Raw genomic sequence first — 15,085 nt, 5'->3', positions numbered from 1 at the left:
AATTAGCGTTTAATGTAGCTTTACAGGGTTCGTATCAACCGCGAGAAGTAATGCGTAGACTGGGATTTTTAATTTTTGTACTGTTTGCCGTTCTGACTCAAATCAGTCAGGCGGTCGCTGACGTGCATCAAACCCATCAATCTGCGTTCGAGCAACACCTCAATTTCGAACACGACGAATCCCATATCGATAAAAGCAATCTCCCGAGTAGTGGTCAAATTAGTTTTGATTGTCACCACTGTTGCCATTGTCATGGCTCATTTCACCTCTATGCCATAAAAGCGGAGCGGACATTGACTTTGCCGCGTGTCGCGACGATCCGTCCGGGCTATGCCCAGGCTTATACAAATCCCTCTTCAGCGCCATTATTCCGGCCTCCCATCTCCTCATAACTGCTTAACACGCTGCTTTCGCAGCACTTAATTTGTTTTACGCAGTAACATGACTGAGGAGTCTACCTATGCGTTCGTTTTCGAAACGCAGCAAACGCTTGTTTGCTGCAATTAGTATGGCGTTGAGTTCAAGCTTCGCCAGCGCACAGCAATTGCCTGACCTATGGCAACAAGCAATACAGCAACATCCAAGTGTTCAGGCGGCCGAGCAACAAGCTCAAGCACTGATCCAGCAAGGCCGCCAGCTCAATCAACCGCTATATAATCCAACCTTGTCTTCTCGCTTAGAGCGCGAGGGAGACGTCAATAACTACGCGGTGGGTGTGAGTCAAACGCTCGACTGGAGTACCGGTAATGAAGCTCGCGCCAGCCAAGCCGATGCCATGACAGCGTTAGCACAAAGCCTCTATCGTCAAACGGCGACCCAGCACGCTAAAGAGCTACTCGATGCTTATGTGCGCTGGTTTGATGCCCAAAGGCGATACAGCTTGGCGAAACAGCAGGAGGACGTGGTTCAGCAAGCTATCGACATCGTCTCTGAGCGTCGTCGAGCAGGTGACTTGGGGCCGTGGATGAACAACTGACCATTTTGGCGTTAAGTCGTCAATTACAGCAAACCGCTGCAACATACCAAACGTTGCAGTCTGCTGAAGCGGATTTAAACGCCTTACTGACCACCTCTGATTTCAATCAACTCACCATTGAGGATGGCGTATTTGATATTACACCCAGTTTAACGGTTCGCTGGCAACAGCATCCGCAGTTAAAGGCCGCTTATCTGCAATGGCAGCTTAAACGTGCCGATGTCGACTGGAAGCGCTCACTAACGACGGCCAACCCGACGTTGGGTATTGAAGCGGGCGAGACCGACCACGAAACCGTCGTTGGTTTATCTTTCAGTATGCCTTTGCAGATCCGTAACAGCTACAACGACGCAGTGCATGCGGCGAGTAGCGAAGCACTGGCGGAAGAGAAGCGACTCATGGCGTTGAAGCATCAGTGGCAAGCGGCGCTCAAATCCTCGCTTAACAACTATCGCTTTATCAAAAGCCAATGGCACAGCTGGCAACAACGCTTTCAAGACCGACAGAGCGCTTCGTCCCAAGTGATAGAGCAGTCCTGGGTCGAAGGCGACTTATCAACCACCGATTACCTCACCGCAATGCGCCAACAACTCGACAGTCAATACGCAGGTATCGCGTTACAAACGCAATACCGTTTGGCGGCTATCGAATGGTTATATCGCTCGGGTGAACTCAGCAAAGCTCTGAAGTTAAGCCCGCTCAGTCAGCACACAAGTAACGCGATTGGAGAATAAATCATGTCAGTAAAACCTTTACATGCAGTCATAGCAATGGTGCTGAGCGTTTCAACTCAGGCGCAGGAGCAACATCAAGAAGACCATGAAACACACCAAGAGCCCGCTGGCATCACACTTTCTGAGCAGCAACGTGATATGGCCGACATTGCCACTGGCAAACTCAGCGCTCGCGTGATCGAGTACCCCGTGTATGCGCCCGGCGAGGTAGTGGCGAACGATTTCAATAGCTACGTTGTCAGTCCTCGAATTGATTCCACCATTTTAAGACGCTTTGTCAGTATCGGCGATCACGTCGAACAAGGTGAACCGCTGGCTACGCTATTTAGTGCGCGTATGGCGGACGCACAAAGCAGTTATTTAGTTGCGCTAAACGAGTGGCAACGGGTGCAGTCGCTGGGTGAATCGACAGTCGGTGAAAAACGCTTCGTCGAAGCACAAAATACGTTTACCTCAGCGCGCGCTAAACTCAAAGCGTTTGGTATGCTACTTAACGAAATTGAGCGTTTAACCAAGCCCGATTATCCACTTGGAGAATATCAACTGACGTCTGATATTAACGGCATTGTGGTTAGCGATAACTTTAAGCAAGGTCAACAAGTGAGTGCAGGTACCGAGCTCGTTGATGTGCTGCAAGAAGCAAGTTTGTGGGTGAACGCACGACTACCCGGTACCACCGATCTTAACGTTAAGTTTGGTGATCAAGTGATGGTGACAGTCGATGGAGTCGACTACCCTGCAAAAGTCATTCAGGAGGGGCATACCATCGACCATAAAACCCGCACACGCACTATCCGACTGGCAGTCGATAATAAGCAAGACCGCCTTCATCCTGGACTTTTTGCTGATGTCTACTTCACCGTTGAGTCGGAGCAACCGGTATTAGCGGTTCAGGACTCAGCACTGATGCGTGCTCCAGATGGCGACTGGCAAATCTTCATTGAACGTGCTCCCGGTCAGTTCGAACCCCAAGAAGTCGAACTAATTGATGAAAAAGGTCCGTGGAAGATTATTGACGGGGTATCGGAAGGCACACGATACGTCAGTCAGGGGGCTTTTTTCGTCCGTTCACAAATTGCTAAGGGCGGCTTTGACCCGCATAACCATTAATAGGAGGTTGTATGTTTCAGCGCATTATCCAATTTGCTGTCGCCAATCGCCTATTATTGGTATTGGCCTTATTCGGCATCAGCATCGCGTCCTTTTTTGTGATCCCTAAGCTTAATTTGGACGCCTTTCCCGATGTGACCAATGTTCAGGTTACGGTGAATACCGAGGCGCCCGGGTTAGCAGCGACCGAAGTTGAGCAATTAATTACTTATCCGATCGAGTCTGTCATGTATGCCCTTCCCGATGTTGAGGAAGTCCGCTCCATCTCTAAGACCGGCTTGTCCGGTATTACCGTGGTGTTTGACGAGAGCGTGGATATTTACTTTGCTCGACAACTGGTATTTGAGCGACTGCAAGCGGCAAAAGAGTTGATTCCCGAGGGTGTCGGCACACCCGAAATGGGTCCTAACTCCTCCGGTCTGGGTCAGGTCTACCAGTACTTATTAGTCGCCGACCCTGATTCTGGCGTGACTAGCATGGAGCTACGCAGTCTTAACGACTATGTGGTTAAACTGCTACTCATGCCGGTTGAAGGGATCACCGAAGTCTTGTCCTTTGGCGGCGAGGTTAAGCAATATCAGGTTAACCTTAATCCCGCCAAGTTATTGTCTTATGAACTGACCCAACAGGACGTTATGGATGCGGTTAATAAGAACAACGGTAACGTAGGGGGCTGGTATATGCCTCGCGGTCAGGAGCAGTTAGTTATCCGTGGCACGGGCTGGCTCGCGAACGGTGATAAAGGGTTGCAACAGCTCCGTCAGATTCCCTTAAAAACCGTTGACGGGGTCTCGGTGACACTCGGCCAAGTAGCCACTGTCGAGGTCGGGAGTGAAATCCGCCAAGGTGCGGTATCAATGTCGCGCAAAGTTGACGGTCAGGTCAACCAGTTAGGTGAGGTGGTGTCCGGTATCGTACTCAAACGTATGGGTTCGAACACCAAGGCGACTATCGATGGCATTAAAAAGCGCATTCCGCTTATCCAGCAGGCACTGCCCGAGGGCGTCACGTTTGAGCCGTATTATGATCAAGCCGATTTAATACAAAAAGCCGTGTCGACGGTCGCCTATTCGCTCCTCATCGCATTTGTGTTCATCATCGCGGTATTGGCCTTATTCTTACTGAACTTACGCGCTACTTTCTTAGTGCTGCTCTCTATACCAGTGTCGATCGCCATCGCCTTGATGGTTATGTCGGCTGTCGGTATGTCTGCGAATCTCATGTCATTAGGCGGGATTGCTGTCGCTATTGGTATGCTGGTCGATGGTTCGGTAGTGATGGTTGAAAACATTTTCAAACATCTGAGTCGTCCCGATATTGAGCACCATGAACAGGCAGCAAAGCGGACTGAGTATCACGATCCTGACCCGCAAGCGGCTCAGCTTGATAATCACGGTATCAAACTCCGAGTGAAAGAGGCGGCGAATGAGGTCGCACGACCCGTCTTTTTTGCTGCCATGATCATTTTGGTCGTTTTCATGCCGTTATTTAGCTTTCAGGGTGTCGAGGCAAAATTATTTGAGCCAATGGCGATCAGTATCATTCTGGCAATTATCTCAGCAGTTTTTGTTGCCATCATGGTCGTCCCGGCGCTCGCTAGTTACTTCTTTAGTCGCGGCATAAAGCCTCGAGAAAATAAGTTACTTAAACCCCTAGATAGGGGCTACAAGCGACTGCTATCCATTACCTTAAAAAGTAAAAAAGTGGTGGTTGCGATCGCCGGTGCGTTATTTGTCGCTGCCCTGCTATTGGTTCCGCAACTGGGCACCGAGTTTGCGCCTGAGCTAGAAGAAGGCACGATTAATATTCGCGTGACATTGGCCCCCTCTTCTAATCTCGAAACGGCGTTGGAGGTTGCTCCTAAGCTCGAAAAAATACTGATGTCATTTCCAGAAACCACGTATGCGCTGAGCCGTATTGGTCGCGCAGAGGTCGGCGGCGATCCGGAGCCTATCAGTAATATTGAGATCTATGTCGGTGTTAAACCCCAGTCAGAATGGACTACGGCATCAGACCGTTACGCCTTGCAGGAAAAAATGGAAGCTAAACTCGATACACACCCGGGTCTACTGTTTAACTTTTCACAACCGATTGCAACGCGGGTCGATGAGCTACTGTCGGGGGTTAAATCGCAACTCGCGATTAAGTTATTTGGCCCCGATTTGGATGTGCTTGCCCGTAAAGGTCAGGCGATTGAGGAAGCAGTTAAACAAGTCGATGGCGCCGTTGCTGTAGCAATGGAGCAAATAAAGGGCGAAGCCCAGCTAGTGGTGTCTCCTAAACGACAACAACTCTCACGTTACGGATTAAATGTCTCTGATGTGCTAGATGTCGTCGACAATGGACTGGGTGGTGCGTCAGCGGGCCAAATTATTCACGGCAATGAGCGCTATGACATTTATGTGCGGCTTGCCAAACAGTTTCGAGCAACCGCAGAAGCCATTCGTTCATTACGTTTATTAACGCCATCGGGTGCTTGGGTTACGCTCGGCGAGGTCGCCCACGTCGCGATCGAATCGGGTCCACCCCAAATACGCCGAGATGATGTTCAACGACGTGTCGTCATTCAATCCAATGTGCAAGGTCGTGACATGGGCAGTGTCGTAACGGATATCCGTCAGACCATCGACAACACCGTTGACTTACCATCCGGCTATTCAGTCGATATTGGTGGTCAGTTTGAGAGTCAACAACGAGCGCAAAAGCGGCTATCTATTGTCGTACCTATTTCGCTTGTCCTTATCGCACTGTTGCTCTACTTTGCCTTCGGCACCCTGGGTCAAGCAATGTTGATTTTAGTAAACGTGCCGTTAGCAGTGATTGGCGGTATTGTTGCACTCTTTATCTCCGGTCAATATCTTTCGGTGCCCAGTGCGGTCGGTTTCATCACACTCTTTGGTGTCGCCGTTCTAAATGGTGTGGTTCTGGTAGAGAGCATTAACCAGCGCATCGCGGACGGTCATCAGGTCACTGAGGCAGTATTTGATGGCGCATGGTCTCGCTTACGTCCGGTGTTGATGACAGCCATCACCTCAGCGCTCGGGCTGATACCCATGCTGTTTGCCACGGGTGCAGGCGCTGAGATCCAGCGTCCCTTGGCAACGGTCATCGTCGGTGGACTGGTTTCCGCCACGTTACTGACGCTTGTAGTATTACCGGTGCTCTACCCTTGGTTCTCTAAACAGAAAGTGAAGGAGCTTACGCGAACCTGATTTGTTTCACTGCTTACAGTTTGTAACAAAGCAGATTCGCTTTTCGTCTCCACCGTGATTATTGTTTAATCAAAGTCAAAATGAGGGCGTTGAAATGTACAGCGACAAAGATATTCGCGCAGCCGTCGAGGCAGGTGTCATGCCTAAACAAACGGCGAACGCGTTTCGTGATTTTATTCAACAACAGCGCGGTGGAGTCCTAAATCAAGACCAAGAGTATATTCCTTTGGTACACGGCTTTAACGACATTTTTGTCGTGATCGCCGCAGTGATTGCTTTGGCAGGTCTGTGGACGATTGGTAATACCATGTCGCCGCTGATCGGTGGCGGTTTAGTAGCTGTGGCAAGTTGGTTGTTGTCCGAGTACTTCACTCGCCGTCGACATATGGCGCTGCCATCGATCGTGCTATTGGTGACGGCATTGGGCGGTACCTTCGGTGGCGTGATTATGCAATTACTTGCCATGGCGGTTAGACCCGACCTTGCTAGCGGTGTCGCATTTATTGCTGCCAGTGCCGTTGCAACAGCGCATTGGTTTCGGTTCCGTGTTCCTATCACGCTCGCGGCTGGGATCGCTACGGTGGTTGGTATCATCGTGTCTTTCCTAAGCACCACCTGGTTGCTAGACAGTATCTTAATTGACTTGGTGATCATGACAGGGGGTTTAGTCACCTTTGGCATCGCCATGTATTGGGATGCTTCGGACGTCGATCGCACCAGTCGCCGTTCTGATGTCGCATTTTGGCTTCATCTACTGGCGGCGCCGCTGATGATTCATCCTTTGTTTAACGTCATTCTTGGCAGTGATTTTGAAATCGGCGTTACTCAAGCAGCCGCCACACTGGTGGTTTATGTTGTGTTGAGTGTCGTATCTCTGATTATCGATCGTCGCGCCTTGATGGTATCAGCATTGGCCTACGTTATTTTTATTTTCAGTCAAGTGCTGACAAGCGTTGGCTTGGTCGACTTAGGTAGCGCGGTGATGGGCTTAATCGTGGGTGCTGGCTTACTACTTGTGTCGGTGTTCTGGCATCCGTTACGCAGTTCATTGGTATCTAAATTGCCGCCTGCGCTACTTAATAAGTTACCTTCACTGCAATAAAGCAATGAGCGGCGCAAGCCGCTCTTTCTAATTTATTAGTTAAAAATTGTAGATATTTTGTAAAAATAAGCTTTGAAAAGCGCTTTAAGCGATCCATAATTTAACAATTAAACATTTAAATAACATTTGGAGCCGTTATGGCTGTAAAATTTGAAGACCGTCCCCTGGATAAAGTTCGCGAAGAAGTGATAGACCAGCTGGTTATGAATTACAGTCATGGTGAACTATCGCAAGAGGCTTTTGAGGCGCGGCTTGACCAAGCATTTGATGCGATCGCTCACCAGCAATTAGCCGACTTAGTAGAAGACTTACCCCTGCAAGTTGATGCGAAGTATGAGCAAAGTAAAGCCGCACGTTTTGACGCACACTCCACCAAAATATTCGCTGGCAGCGAACATTCGGTTGTCGCAATACTGTCGTCGCAAAGCATGAAAGGTGCATGGCAAGTACCGGCTAAAATTAAAGCCTACAGTGTGCTGGGTTCACTCAAGATCGACTTTACTGATGCGCACTTCGAGAGCGATGAAATTCATGTTCAACTACTCGACCTTGTTGGTGATATTAAAATTTTTGTTCCCGAGTTTGCCCGCGTGACCTGCAATGTCGCTAACATTATTAGCTCTCTCGATAATCATCTAGAGGCGCCAATACAAGCGCCTAAAGTGCACATCCATATTTCCGGCTATTCCGTACTCTCTTCTATTGATATCAAAGTACGCCAAACAATGCGCGAGCGTTTTATTGCGTTTGCTGATAAGTTAAAGCGTAACTGGACCACCTAAAAACAACAACATGGAGTCTAATCAATGAAGCTCTACGAAATGGCGAAGGCGCCTAACCCGCGTCGCGTACGCATGTTTCTCGCAGAAAAGGGATTACTAGATAAAGTCGAACGGATTGAAATTGACTTGTCAAAAGGTGAAAACCTCAGCGATTCTTTCAAAGCCAAAAACCCCATGCAAAAAGTCCCTGTACTTGAGCTCGATGACGGTAGCTTTATCTGCGAAACCACGGCAATTTGCCATTATTTCGAAAACCAATATCCCGACTCACCTAAACTACTTGGCGACAATGCCAACGACAAAGCCATTATTGAACAATGGACGCGTTGGGTCGATTTTTACTTGTTCTATCCAATTGGCATGGGCTTTCAGCACACGACCGACTATTTCAAGCACCGCATGCAACCCATCCGCGAATGGGGAGAGCACAATATCAAAGAGGCCGAGCGCTTTTTTGACTTTTTAAACGATCAACTCGAAGGTAAAGATTTTATTGCCTGCGGTCAGCTCACCGTCGCCGATATCAATGCGTTCTGCTCAGTCGACTTTGGCAAAGTCGTGAATCTACGCGTTGATGAAAGCCGTCCTAATTTATTCCGTTGGTATCAAGCGATGAAGCAACGCGCTTCTGCTAAAGTTTAATTCGAGCCTGATATGCAAGAAGAAGCATCAAGTTTGTGGGCGGAGTTTAGCTCCGCCTTTACTACCCTATGGCAAACACCACTTTATACCTCCGGCGATACAAAAATCCATTTTAGCCAAGTGGTCATTGCGCTGACCATTATCATCGTTGGTGTTATTGTTGTTCGCATTATAGGTCGCCAACTACTGAACCGTGCCCTGCTGCGCAACGGCGCGTCGGAAAACACCCTATTTACCTTTCGTCGGCTATTTCAGTTTATTGCCTACTTGTTACTGGTTTTACTTGCTCTACCGTTAGCTGGTATTCCGATTACGATATTTGCAGTACTCGGTGGCGCGTTCGCCATTGGTGTGGGTTTTGGTGCGCAGAATTTGCTCAATAACCTGATATCGGGTTTTATTCTATTAACCGAGAGTCCAATTCGTATTGGCGACATCGTTGAGCTTGAGAACGAGCAAGGTCGCATTGAAGAAATAGGTAATCGTTGTGTACGTATTCGTCGGTTTGACGGGATTCATGTACTGGTGCCAAACAGCTACTTTTTAGAGCAACGCGTAGTGAACTGGACACTGGTTTCAAAAGATATCCGCAGCAATGTCAGTGTTGGTGTCGCTTATGGTTCACCGGCTGAAAAGGTACGTGACTTAATGCTGGAGGCGGCGAAAGAGCATAAAAAGATTAACACCGAGTACCCCATCGAAGTGTTATTTGAAGACTTTGGTGATAACAGCCTTACCTTCAATTTGCTGTTCTGGACTTCGGTTAGTGCGCCGATGGATTTACGTCGGGTGCAGTCGGACTTGCGCTACAAGATCGACTCACTATTCGCCGAGAATGATATCGTCATCGCCTTCCCACAACGGGATGTGCACCTCGATACATTAAGACCACTCGAAGTCTCTATTCAACGAGCAAAAAAAAGCGATGCTAATTAGCATCGCTTTTATCAAAACTCTCCGCGTATTTAGAATTCACGCTTATACGTTAGCGAGAAACTAACACCACGCGTTTCTGAACGAAGCAAGGTATCGTCAAACTCAATCTCTTTATCTTGATTCAAGATATTTTGCACCTTGAGCGTGATCTGAGAATTGAAGTCTGGATAGTAACTATAAACCGCGTCTAAACTGTGGAAAGGTTGCTCAAACGCATCGCCACGACCTTCGATACCTGGAATGATAATACGCTCACCAAACACGTTATAAACCAACGATGCAGAGTGCTTACCATTGTCAGAATCAAAGCCAAGCTGACTGTTGACCACCCATTTTGAGTGACCCGTTAAGCGACGTTCGGTATTGGTAATCGACGTCGATACACCGGTTTGTTCAACAATCTTCTGAGTATCCAACTGGATTTCAGAGTCACTTAACGTAACGTTACCCGAAACAAAGAAGTTCGTGCTGAGTGATTTTAACCACTCCATTTCGACACCGTATACTTCACCGGTCTCAGCGTTAGCAATACGTACTAATGGAGGACCGTCTTGCGCGGGCGACTGAACAGATTCAATCGGGTCAGTCATGTCCTTATAGAACATACCCAACGACAAGGTATCGCCATTTTCTTGATACCACTCCCAACGTGCGTCATAGTTCTTGATCGACGTTGTCCGCAAGCCTGGTGTACCGCCGACTGGGAACAAGGTCAACGGATCGAGGTACGTTGAACTAGAGACTTCGCGCAAGTCAGGACGGACTACCGTTTGTCCGTAGCTGAAACGTAACTGCTGCTCGTCAGTTAAAAAGTAAGTCAACGCCAACGATGGATAGAAGTCATCCTCTTGGAATGCTAAATCAGCTAGATCGTTAGGTGTCGGGTTGGTTGGTAAATCGATTTCACCGGTCGTTGGTACCAGTGGTACCACAACTTGGCGGAAGTCTTCCCAACGAACACCCGCCGTAATACGCCACTTCTCTTTAAAGAACACGTCGCCTTCAACGTAGTATGCGTCGATTGCTTGCGCAGAAATATAATCATCGCCCGCTACCGTCGTATCGTTCAATATCGGCGTAAAACTAAGTTCAGTATTCGCTAATAAGTCATCATTAAGGATTTCGCCTAGCTGATGCCCTTGCAAAACGCTCGAGTCGGGGAACGCACGCGTATTGATATCAAAACGACGGTTGGTGGCAAAACGCGTTTTCTGAACAAAGTCCGCGCCCGCCTTTAAGGTGATATCCCAATCATCGAGCATGATTGGTAGAGTTACATTGCCGCCCCAGTTTTCAACTTCATCATCGAGATCTTGAAAAGAGTAACGTGCAGCCGTCGTCGCATTGGTTAGGTTACTCTCAGTTTGACGGTCAAAAACTCCATCTTCGTTACGGTCCGTCAAAATAAACCGAGTCTCTAAGTTACCCGGTGCATAACGGCTTGAACGTGCCTTTGAATACTTCCAATCAATACCCAAGAAGTTCCAGTCGGTAAAGGTATGCATCCCTTTAATTTGGTTAGCCACCATCCGACGCTCTTGGTAATTCACATCAAACTCACGAATACGCTGGTCAGAGCCGAAGTTGATGTTGTTATTGTTACCCAATTTCTCGCGTAAACGATCCTCGGTATCGTTCAGAATGACATGGCTGAAGTCGACTTTGTGATTCGCGCCGTAGTTAATGCCCAGCGTGAACATACCTGACCACGTCACTTGGTGCTCGGTTGACTGCACATCATCCCAACCACGAACCAATGTATAGCTGTCATCAGGGTTTAAGCGGTAGTTTTCACCCAGAAACTGCTCAGAAACCTGCCACTCATTGCGGTACGCAGCCGTGGTCAAAAAACCAATCGCCCACTTGTCAGTTAAATCATAACGGTTACCGTAGGTCACATTGACACCATAATCAGGGTCAATAGACTGCATTTGAGGGTCATAATCTCGGTTCAGTGCCAACGCCACATCCCGATTATCTTCGATGCTAATTTCATCAAGGAATGTGCGTTGTCCCCACAACGCTTGCAACATTTGTGGTGCTGCACGAGTTCCGTCATCTTTACCCTTCCATGAACTCCCGCCATCATACCAATATGAGTCATCGAAATTTTCTGAGTTGCCGCCCACTTTAATCGAGCCATTAAAAACTTCTTGCGTGGGGGCAGACTTCAGGCGGATATCAACATTACCGCCACCAAAGTTAGCCGGCATTGATGCTGAATACGACTTTTGAACAGCTAAACTTTCGATAATATCCGAGGGGAATAAATCGAGTGGAATAACGGCTCGGGTTGGATCAGGGCTCGGTACGGACATGCCGTTAAGTTGCGTACTCGAGTAACGCTCACCTAAGCCACGTACATATATAAATTTACCGTCGACCAGTGTAAGACCTGTAATACGACGAAGCGCAGCAGCGGCATCAGTATCACCGGTACGCGAAATCTGGTCAGCACCCATGATATCGGCCACGAACGCCTGTTCTTTACGCTCTTGAACTACCGCTGCGGCACTGCCCTGTAAACGAGTACCTGTGGTAACCACTTCCTCGATGACTTGCTCAGGGTTGCTTGCCTGCTGCTCTGCTTCAGCTTCGGTTTGCTCGGCGTCTTGCCAAGCGAGTGCCGCAGGTGTTGCCAAGCAGGCAAGCACTGCGAGAGAAATATTTGCCAGAGGGAATCGGTTGGCACGCATGATATTAGCTACCTCTTGTTACTATGGAAGCCGGAGGTGTCCCTAAGGTCACCTCACGGCTTTTAAAGAGCACTTTATGCTACTTAAGGGGTTACTCTAATCCTACAGTCCAACCTGCAGTCCAATCGTTACCTTCTTCAACTGCTCCAACGAATGTCGCGTTGTCGAAGAATGTATCGCCGCTGAGGTCTGCTGCAGTTGCGTCTGTAATGCTGAAGACACCGTTCAAAGTATCGCCTGCTGCGGCAATGCTATTACCTGCTTGACCTGTGAACCAAGTTTCCAAATTGACGTCAGTTGCGCCAAATTTAAAGTTTTCACCGTTGTCACACGCCATGACTGAGTGAGTCATTGCAATGCCACCATCTTGTAAGTGCTGCTGGCTGACCGGGCTACTCTCAACTTCTAAACATTCGCCCATGCCCGCAGGACCTGAAACGATCGTGTTATAGAACGTTGCTTTAGTACCTTCGCGCAAGTAGATACCCTCTGAAGAGTCCTCGCCTTGGAACGTGTTTCCAATGATGGTTAAGTTCGCAATGGTTGGGTTCGACATTGGCGTTACAGCCGGATTGCTACCATCGTTGTCAGCTTCGATACCACGGTTTGCATCTGAGTTGTCAGGGTTTTGGCGGACCAATACATATTGCATCTTGCCTTGGTACCCATTGTCCCAATCGATACTGTCATCTTGCATGTTGGTTAAAACAACATACTTGAAGTTAACCGCACCGCCGAACATTTCGATGCCATCATCTGAGTTGTTATGAACTTGGAGGTATTCCACCTTGGTTCCTGAGCCAACACCGCCGAACGTAATACCGTTAAGTTCGTTATCCGGTGCGATTTCAAAACCACCGTTCATGACACGTACATACTGCAAGGTACCTGAACTATCGGTCGCATCAGTACCACCGAATACAGCACCTTCTGCCGCGCCTTCAACTTGCAATGCACAGTCAGAACCATCAGATGGGCATTTGTTACTCGGTGCGTTACCCAAGATAACTAAGCCGCCCCACTGACCCGGCTGACCTTCGCCAGTCTCAACGTAAGCTGCGGAAGTAAACGTGATAGGCTGTTCAACCGTACCTTCCGCCATAATGTCTGAACCACGGCTGATCACTAAGTAATCGCCACCAGTACGTCCATAAACGGTTGTACCCGGCTCAATAGTCAACGTCATTGAGTTCGCATTGTCACCACCGATGAAAACCGGTCCGCTCAATGCATAAATATTGTCCGCGCTCAGTGTTAAATCGTCCGTGTAAGAGCCCGCTAGCTGACAAGTTGTGGTAGATCCATCTACTGGGGTAATCGCTTCGGTGCCTGCTGGACAACCTGCTACAGGCGCTTCTGAACCGCCCGCAGTGACTTCACCGCCGCCAAAACCAAATGCCCAGCCTTGACGCCAATCGCTGTCACCCGGAACCGCACCAACAAAATCAACTGACTCAAAGAAGCTACCATCAACGGTGTTCGCAACGTCTTGACCTGCACCTAATAACGGAGAGTTTGCCATGGGCTGACCGTTAGCACCTAGCATGATTGAAGTGCTGACTTGGTTGTTCGATTGCTGATTTAGGAACCAATCTTCGAGGTTTACATCGCCTGAACCGTACTTAAAGTTCTCACCATTGCTGCAAGCCATGAAAGAGTTTTCCATGGTGATAGTGCCGTCACCTAGATTGGTCTGAGATTGTGGGCTACCTTCAACTTCAAAGCATTCACCCATTTCCGAAGGACCTGTCACCACAACATTGTAAAACTGTGCACCGGTACCCTCGCGTAAATAAATACCTTCCGAAGAGTCTTCACCTTTGAAGTTATTACCGATAATGGTTAAGTTCGCGATAGTCGGGTTAGACATCGGCGTTGCCGCAGGGTTACTGCCATCATTGTCTGCTTCGATACCACGGTTAGCGTCGCCACCGTTCGGATCTTGCTCAACGTAAACGTATTGCATTTTACCACGATAGCCGTTGTCCCAATCGATGCTGTCATCTTGCATGCTGGTTAATACAACGTGCTTAAAGTTGACCGTACCACCGAACATTTCGATACCGTCGTCCGCGTTACCGTGCACTTGTAAGTAGTCAACCGTCGTGCCAGAACCTACGCCACCAAATGTGATACCGTTCAATTCATTGTCAGGCGCGATTTCGAAACCTGCGTGTTTAACAACCACGTAGCGTAACGTGCCTGAGTTATCATCGTCTTGAGAGCCGCCAAACACTGCGCCCTCTTCAGCACCTTCAACTTGCAATGCGCAGTCGGAGCCATCTGCTGGGCATTTGTTGCTTGATGCATTACCTAAGATAACCAAGCCGCCCCATTGGCCAGCGCCTGTTTCTTCGCCCACCACATCTTGTGATGATGTAAAGATAATGGGCGCATCAGAGGTGCCGTCTGCCATGATTTTTGAGCCGCGGCTTACAACCAAGTAATCATTACCCTGACGACCAAATACCACAGTACCCGGCTCAATGGTCAATGTTGCTGAATTCGCGTTGTCACCACCGACAAAGGTAGGTCCGTCGATAGCATACATAACTGTTGTGCCATCACTTTTGCTGTTCACTAAGGTTGTGTCAGCGGTAATGCGTCCTGAGATGACTTGAACTTGTACTTCTTCGCCGAGCGCTTCTGACGCTGCTAACGATAGTGAACCACTGGCTGTACCTGGCAAGTCAGCGCCCGTATCACCGCCGTTGTTACCACCATTGTCACCACCATTATCTGGCTGCTGTACTTCAGCACCCGAATTGATATTGATGTCGCCACCGCAACCAGCAAGCGCTAACGCTGCTGCGATCGCAGATGCTTTGAACAAAGAATTCAGATTCATTGGGTTCTCCCGACTTGGATGTTATCCATAGGTTAAAAGTCGAGGAG

11 protein-coding genes are annotated in these 15,085 nt (G+C 48.7%); 8 read left to right on the top strand and 3 right to left on the bottom strand.

Features of this window, described 5'->3' with window-relative positions:
* Window positions 1-68: 68 nt before the first annotated feature.
* Window positions 69-248, bottom strand: coding sequence for a hypothetical protein (locus AC3AP5_RS01080; protein ID WP_006956262.1), 180 nt, complete (start codon window positions 246-248; stop codon window positions 69-71).
* A gap of 212 nt (window positions 249-460) precedes the next feature.
* On the opposite strand from AC3AP5_RS01080, the gene AC3AP5_RS01075 reads away from it, so the two are divergent.
* The 8 genes from AC3AP5_RS01075 to AC3AP5_RS01040 all read left to right on the top strand — a co-directional run bounded on the left by AC3AP5_RS01075 (window position 461) and on the right by AC3AP5_RS01040 (window position 9,494).
* Window positions 461-976 (top strand): TolC family protein, encoded by a 516-nt coding sequence (locus AC3AP5_RS01075; RefSeq protein ID WP_006956263.1) that lies wholly within the window; start codon window positions 461-463, stop codon window positions 974-976.
* The gene (locus AC3AP5_RS01070) at window positions 961-1,710 is read left to right on the top strand and encodes a TolC family protein (RefSeq protein ID WP_242603670.1); all 750 of its coding nucleotides are present in this window, start codon (window positions 961-963) and stop codon (window positions 1,708-1,710) included. Before AC3AP5_RS01075 ends, AC3AP5_RS01070 begins: the two co-directional genes overlap by 16 nt.
* Window positions 1,711-1,713: 3 nt before the next feature.
* On the top strand, window positions 1,714-2,820 hold the full coding sequence (locus AC3AP5_RS01065; RefSeq protein WP_006956265.1) for an efflux RND transporter periplasmic adaptor subunit: 1,107 nt from the start codon (window positions 1,714-1,716) through the stop codon (window positions 2,818-2,820).
* Window positions 2,821-2,831: 11 nt separating this feature from the next.
* Complete coding sequence (locus AC3AP5_RS01060; protein WP_006956266.1) at window positions 2,832-6,032, top strand: efflux RND transporter permease subunit; 3,201 nt, start codon at window positions 2,832-2,834, stop codon at window positions 6,030-6,032.
* Between the two features lie 94 nt (window positions 6,033-6,126).
* Entirely contained in the window at window positions 6,127-7,134 is a 1,008-nt protein-coding gene (locus AC3AP5_RS01055; RefSeq protein ID WP_006956267.1) for a DUF2339 domain-containing protein, read from the top strand.
* 137 nt (window positions 7,135-7,271) lie between these two features.
* A complete protein-coding gene (locus AC3AP5_RS01050; RefSeq protein WP_006956268.1) occupies window positions 7,272-7,916 on the top strand; it encodes a DUF1707 SHOCT-like domain-containing protein in 645 nt (214 codons plus the stop codon).
* Between the two features lie 24 nt (window positions 7,917-7,940).
* Entirely contained in the window at window positions 7,941-8,558 is a 618-nt protein-coding gene (locus tag AC3AP5_RS01045; RefSeq protein WP_006956269.1) for a glutathione S-transferase family protein, read from the top strand.
* 12 nt (window positions 8,559-8,570) lie between these two features.
* Window positions 8,571-9,494, top strand: a complete 924-nt coding sequence (locus AC3AP5_RS01040) for a mechanosensitive ion channel family protein (RefSeq protein WP_006956270.1) — start codon at window positions 8,571-8,573, stop codon at window positions 9,492-9,494.
* A 29-nt stretch (window positions 9,495-9,523) separates the two neighbouring features.
* On the opposite strand, the gene AC3AP5_RS01035 is transcribed toward AC3AP5_RS01040, so the two are convergent.
* The gene (locus AC3AP5_RS01035; RefSeq protein WP_006956271.1) at window positions 9,524-12,190 is read right to left on the bottom strand and encodes a TonB-dependent receptor domain-containing protein; all 2,667 of its coding nucleotides are present in this window, start codon (window positions 12,188-12,190) and stop codon (window positions 9,524-9,526) included.
* 91 nt (window positions 12,191-12,281) lie between these two features.
* Entirely contained in the window at window positions 12,282-15,038 is a 2,757-nt protein-coding gene (locus AC3AP5_RS01030) for a hypothetical protein (protein ID WP_006956272.1), read from the bottom strand.
* Between the last annotated feature and the right edge of the window lie 47 nt (window positions 15,039-15,085).

Source organism: Idiomarina sp. D18 (assembly GCF_057748155.1).
Note: the sequence above shows the minus strand (reverse complement) of the source record. Positions and strands in the feature narration are given on the sequence as shown.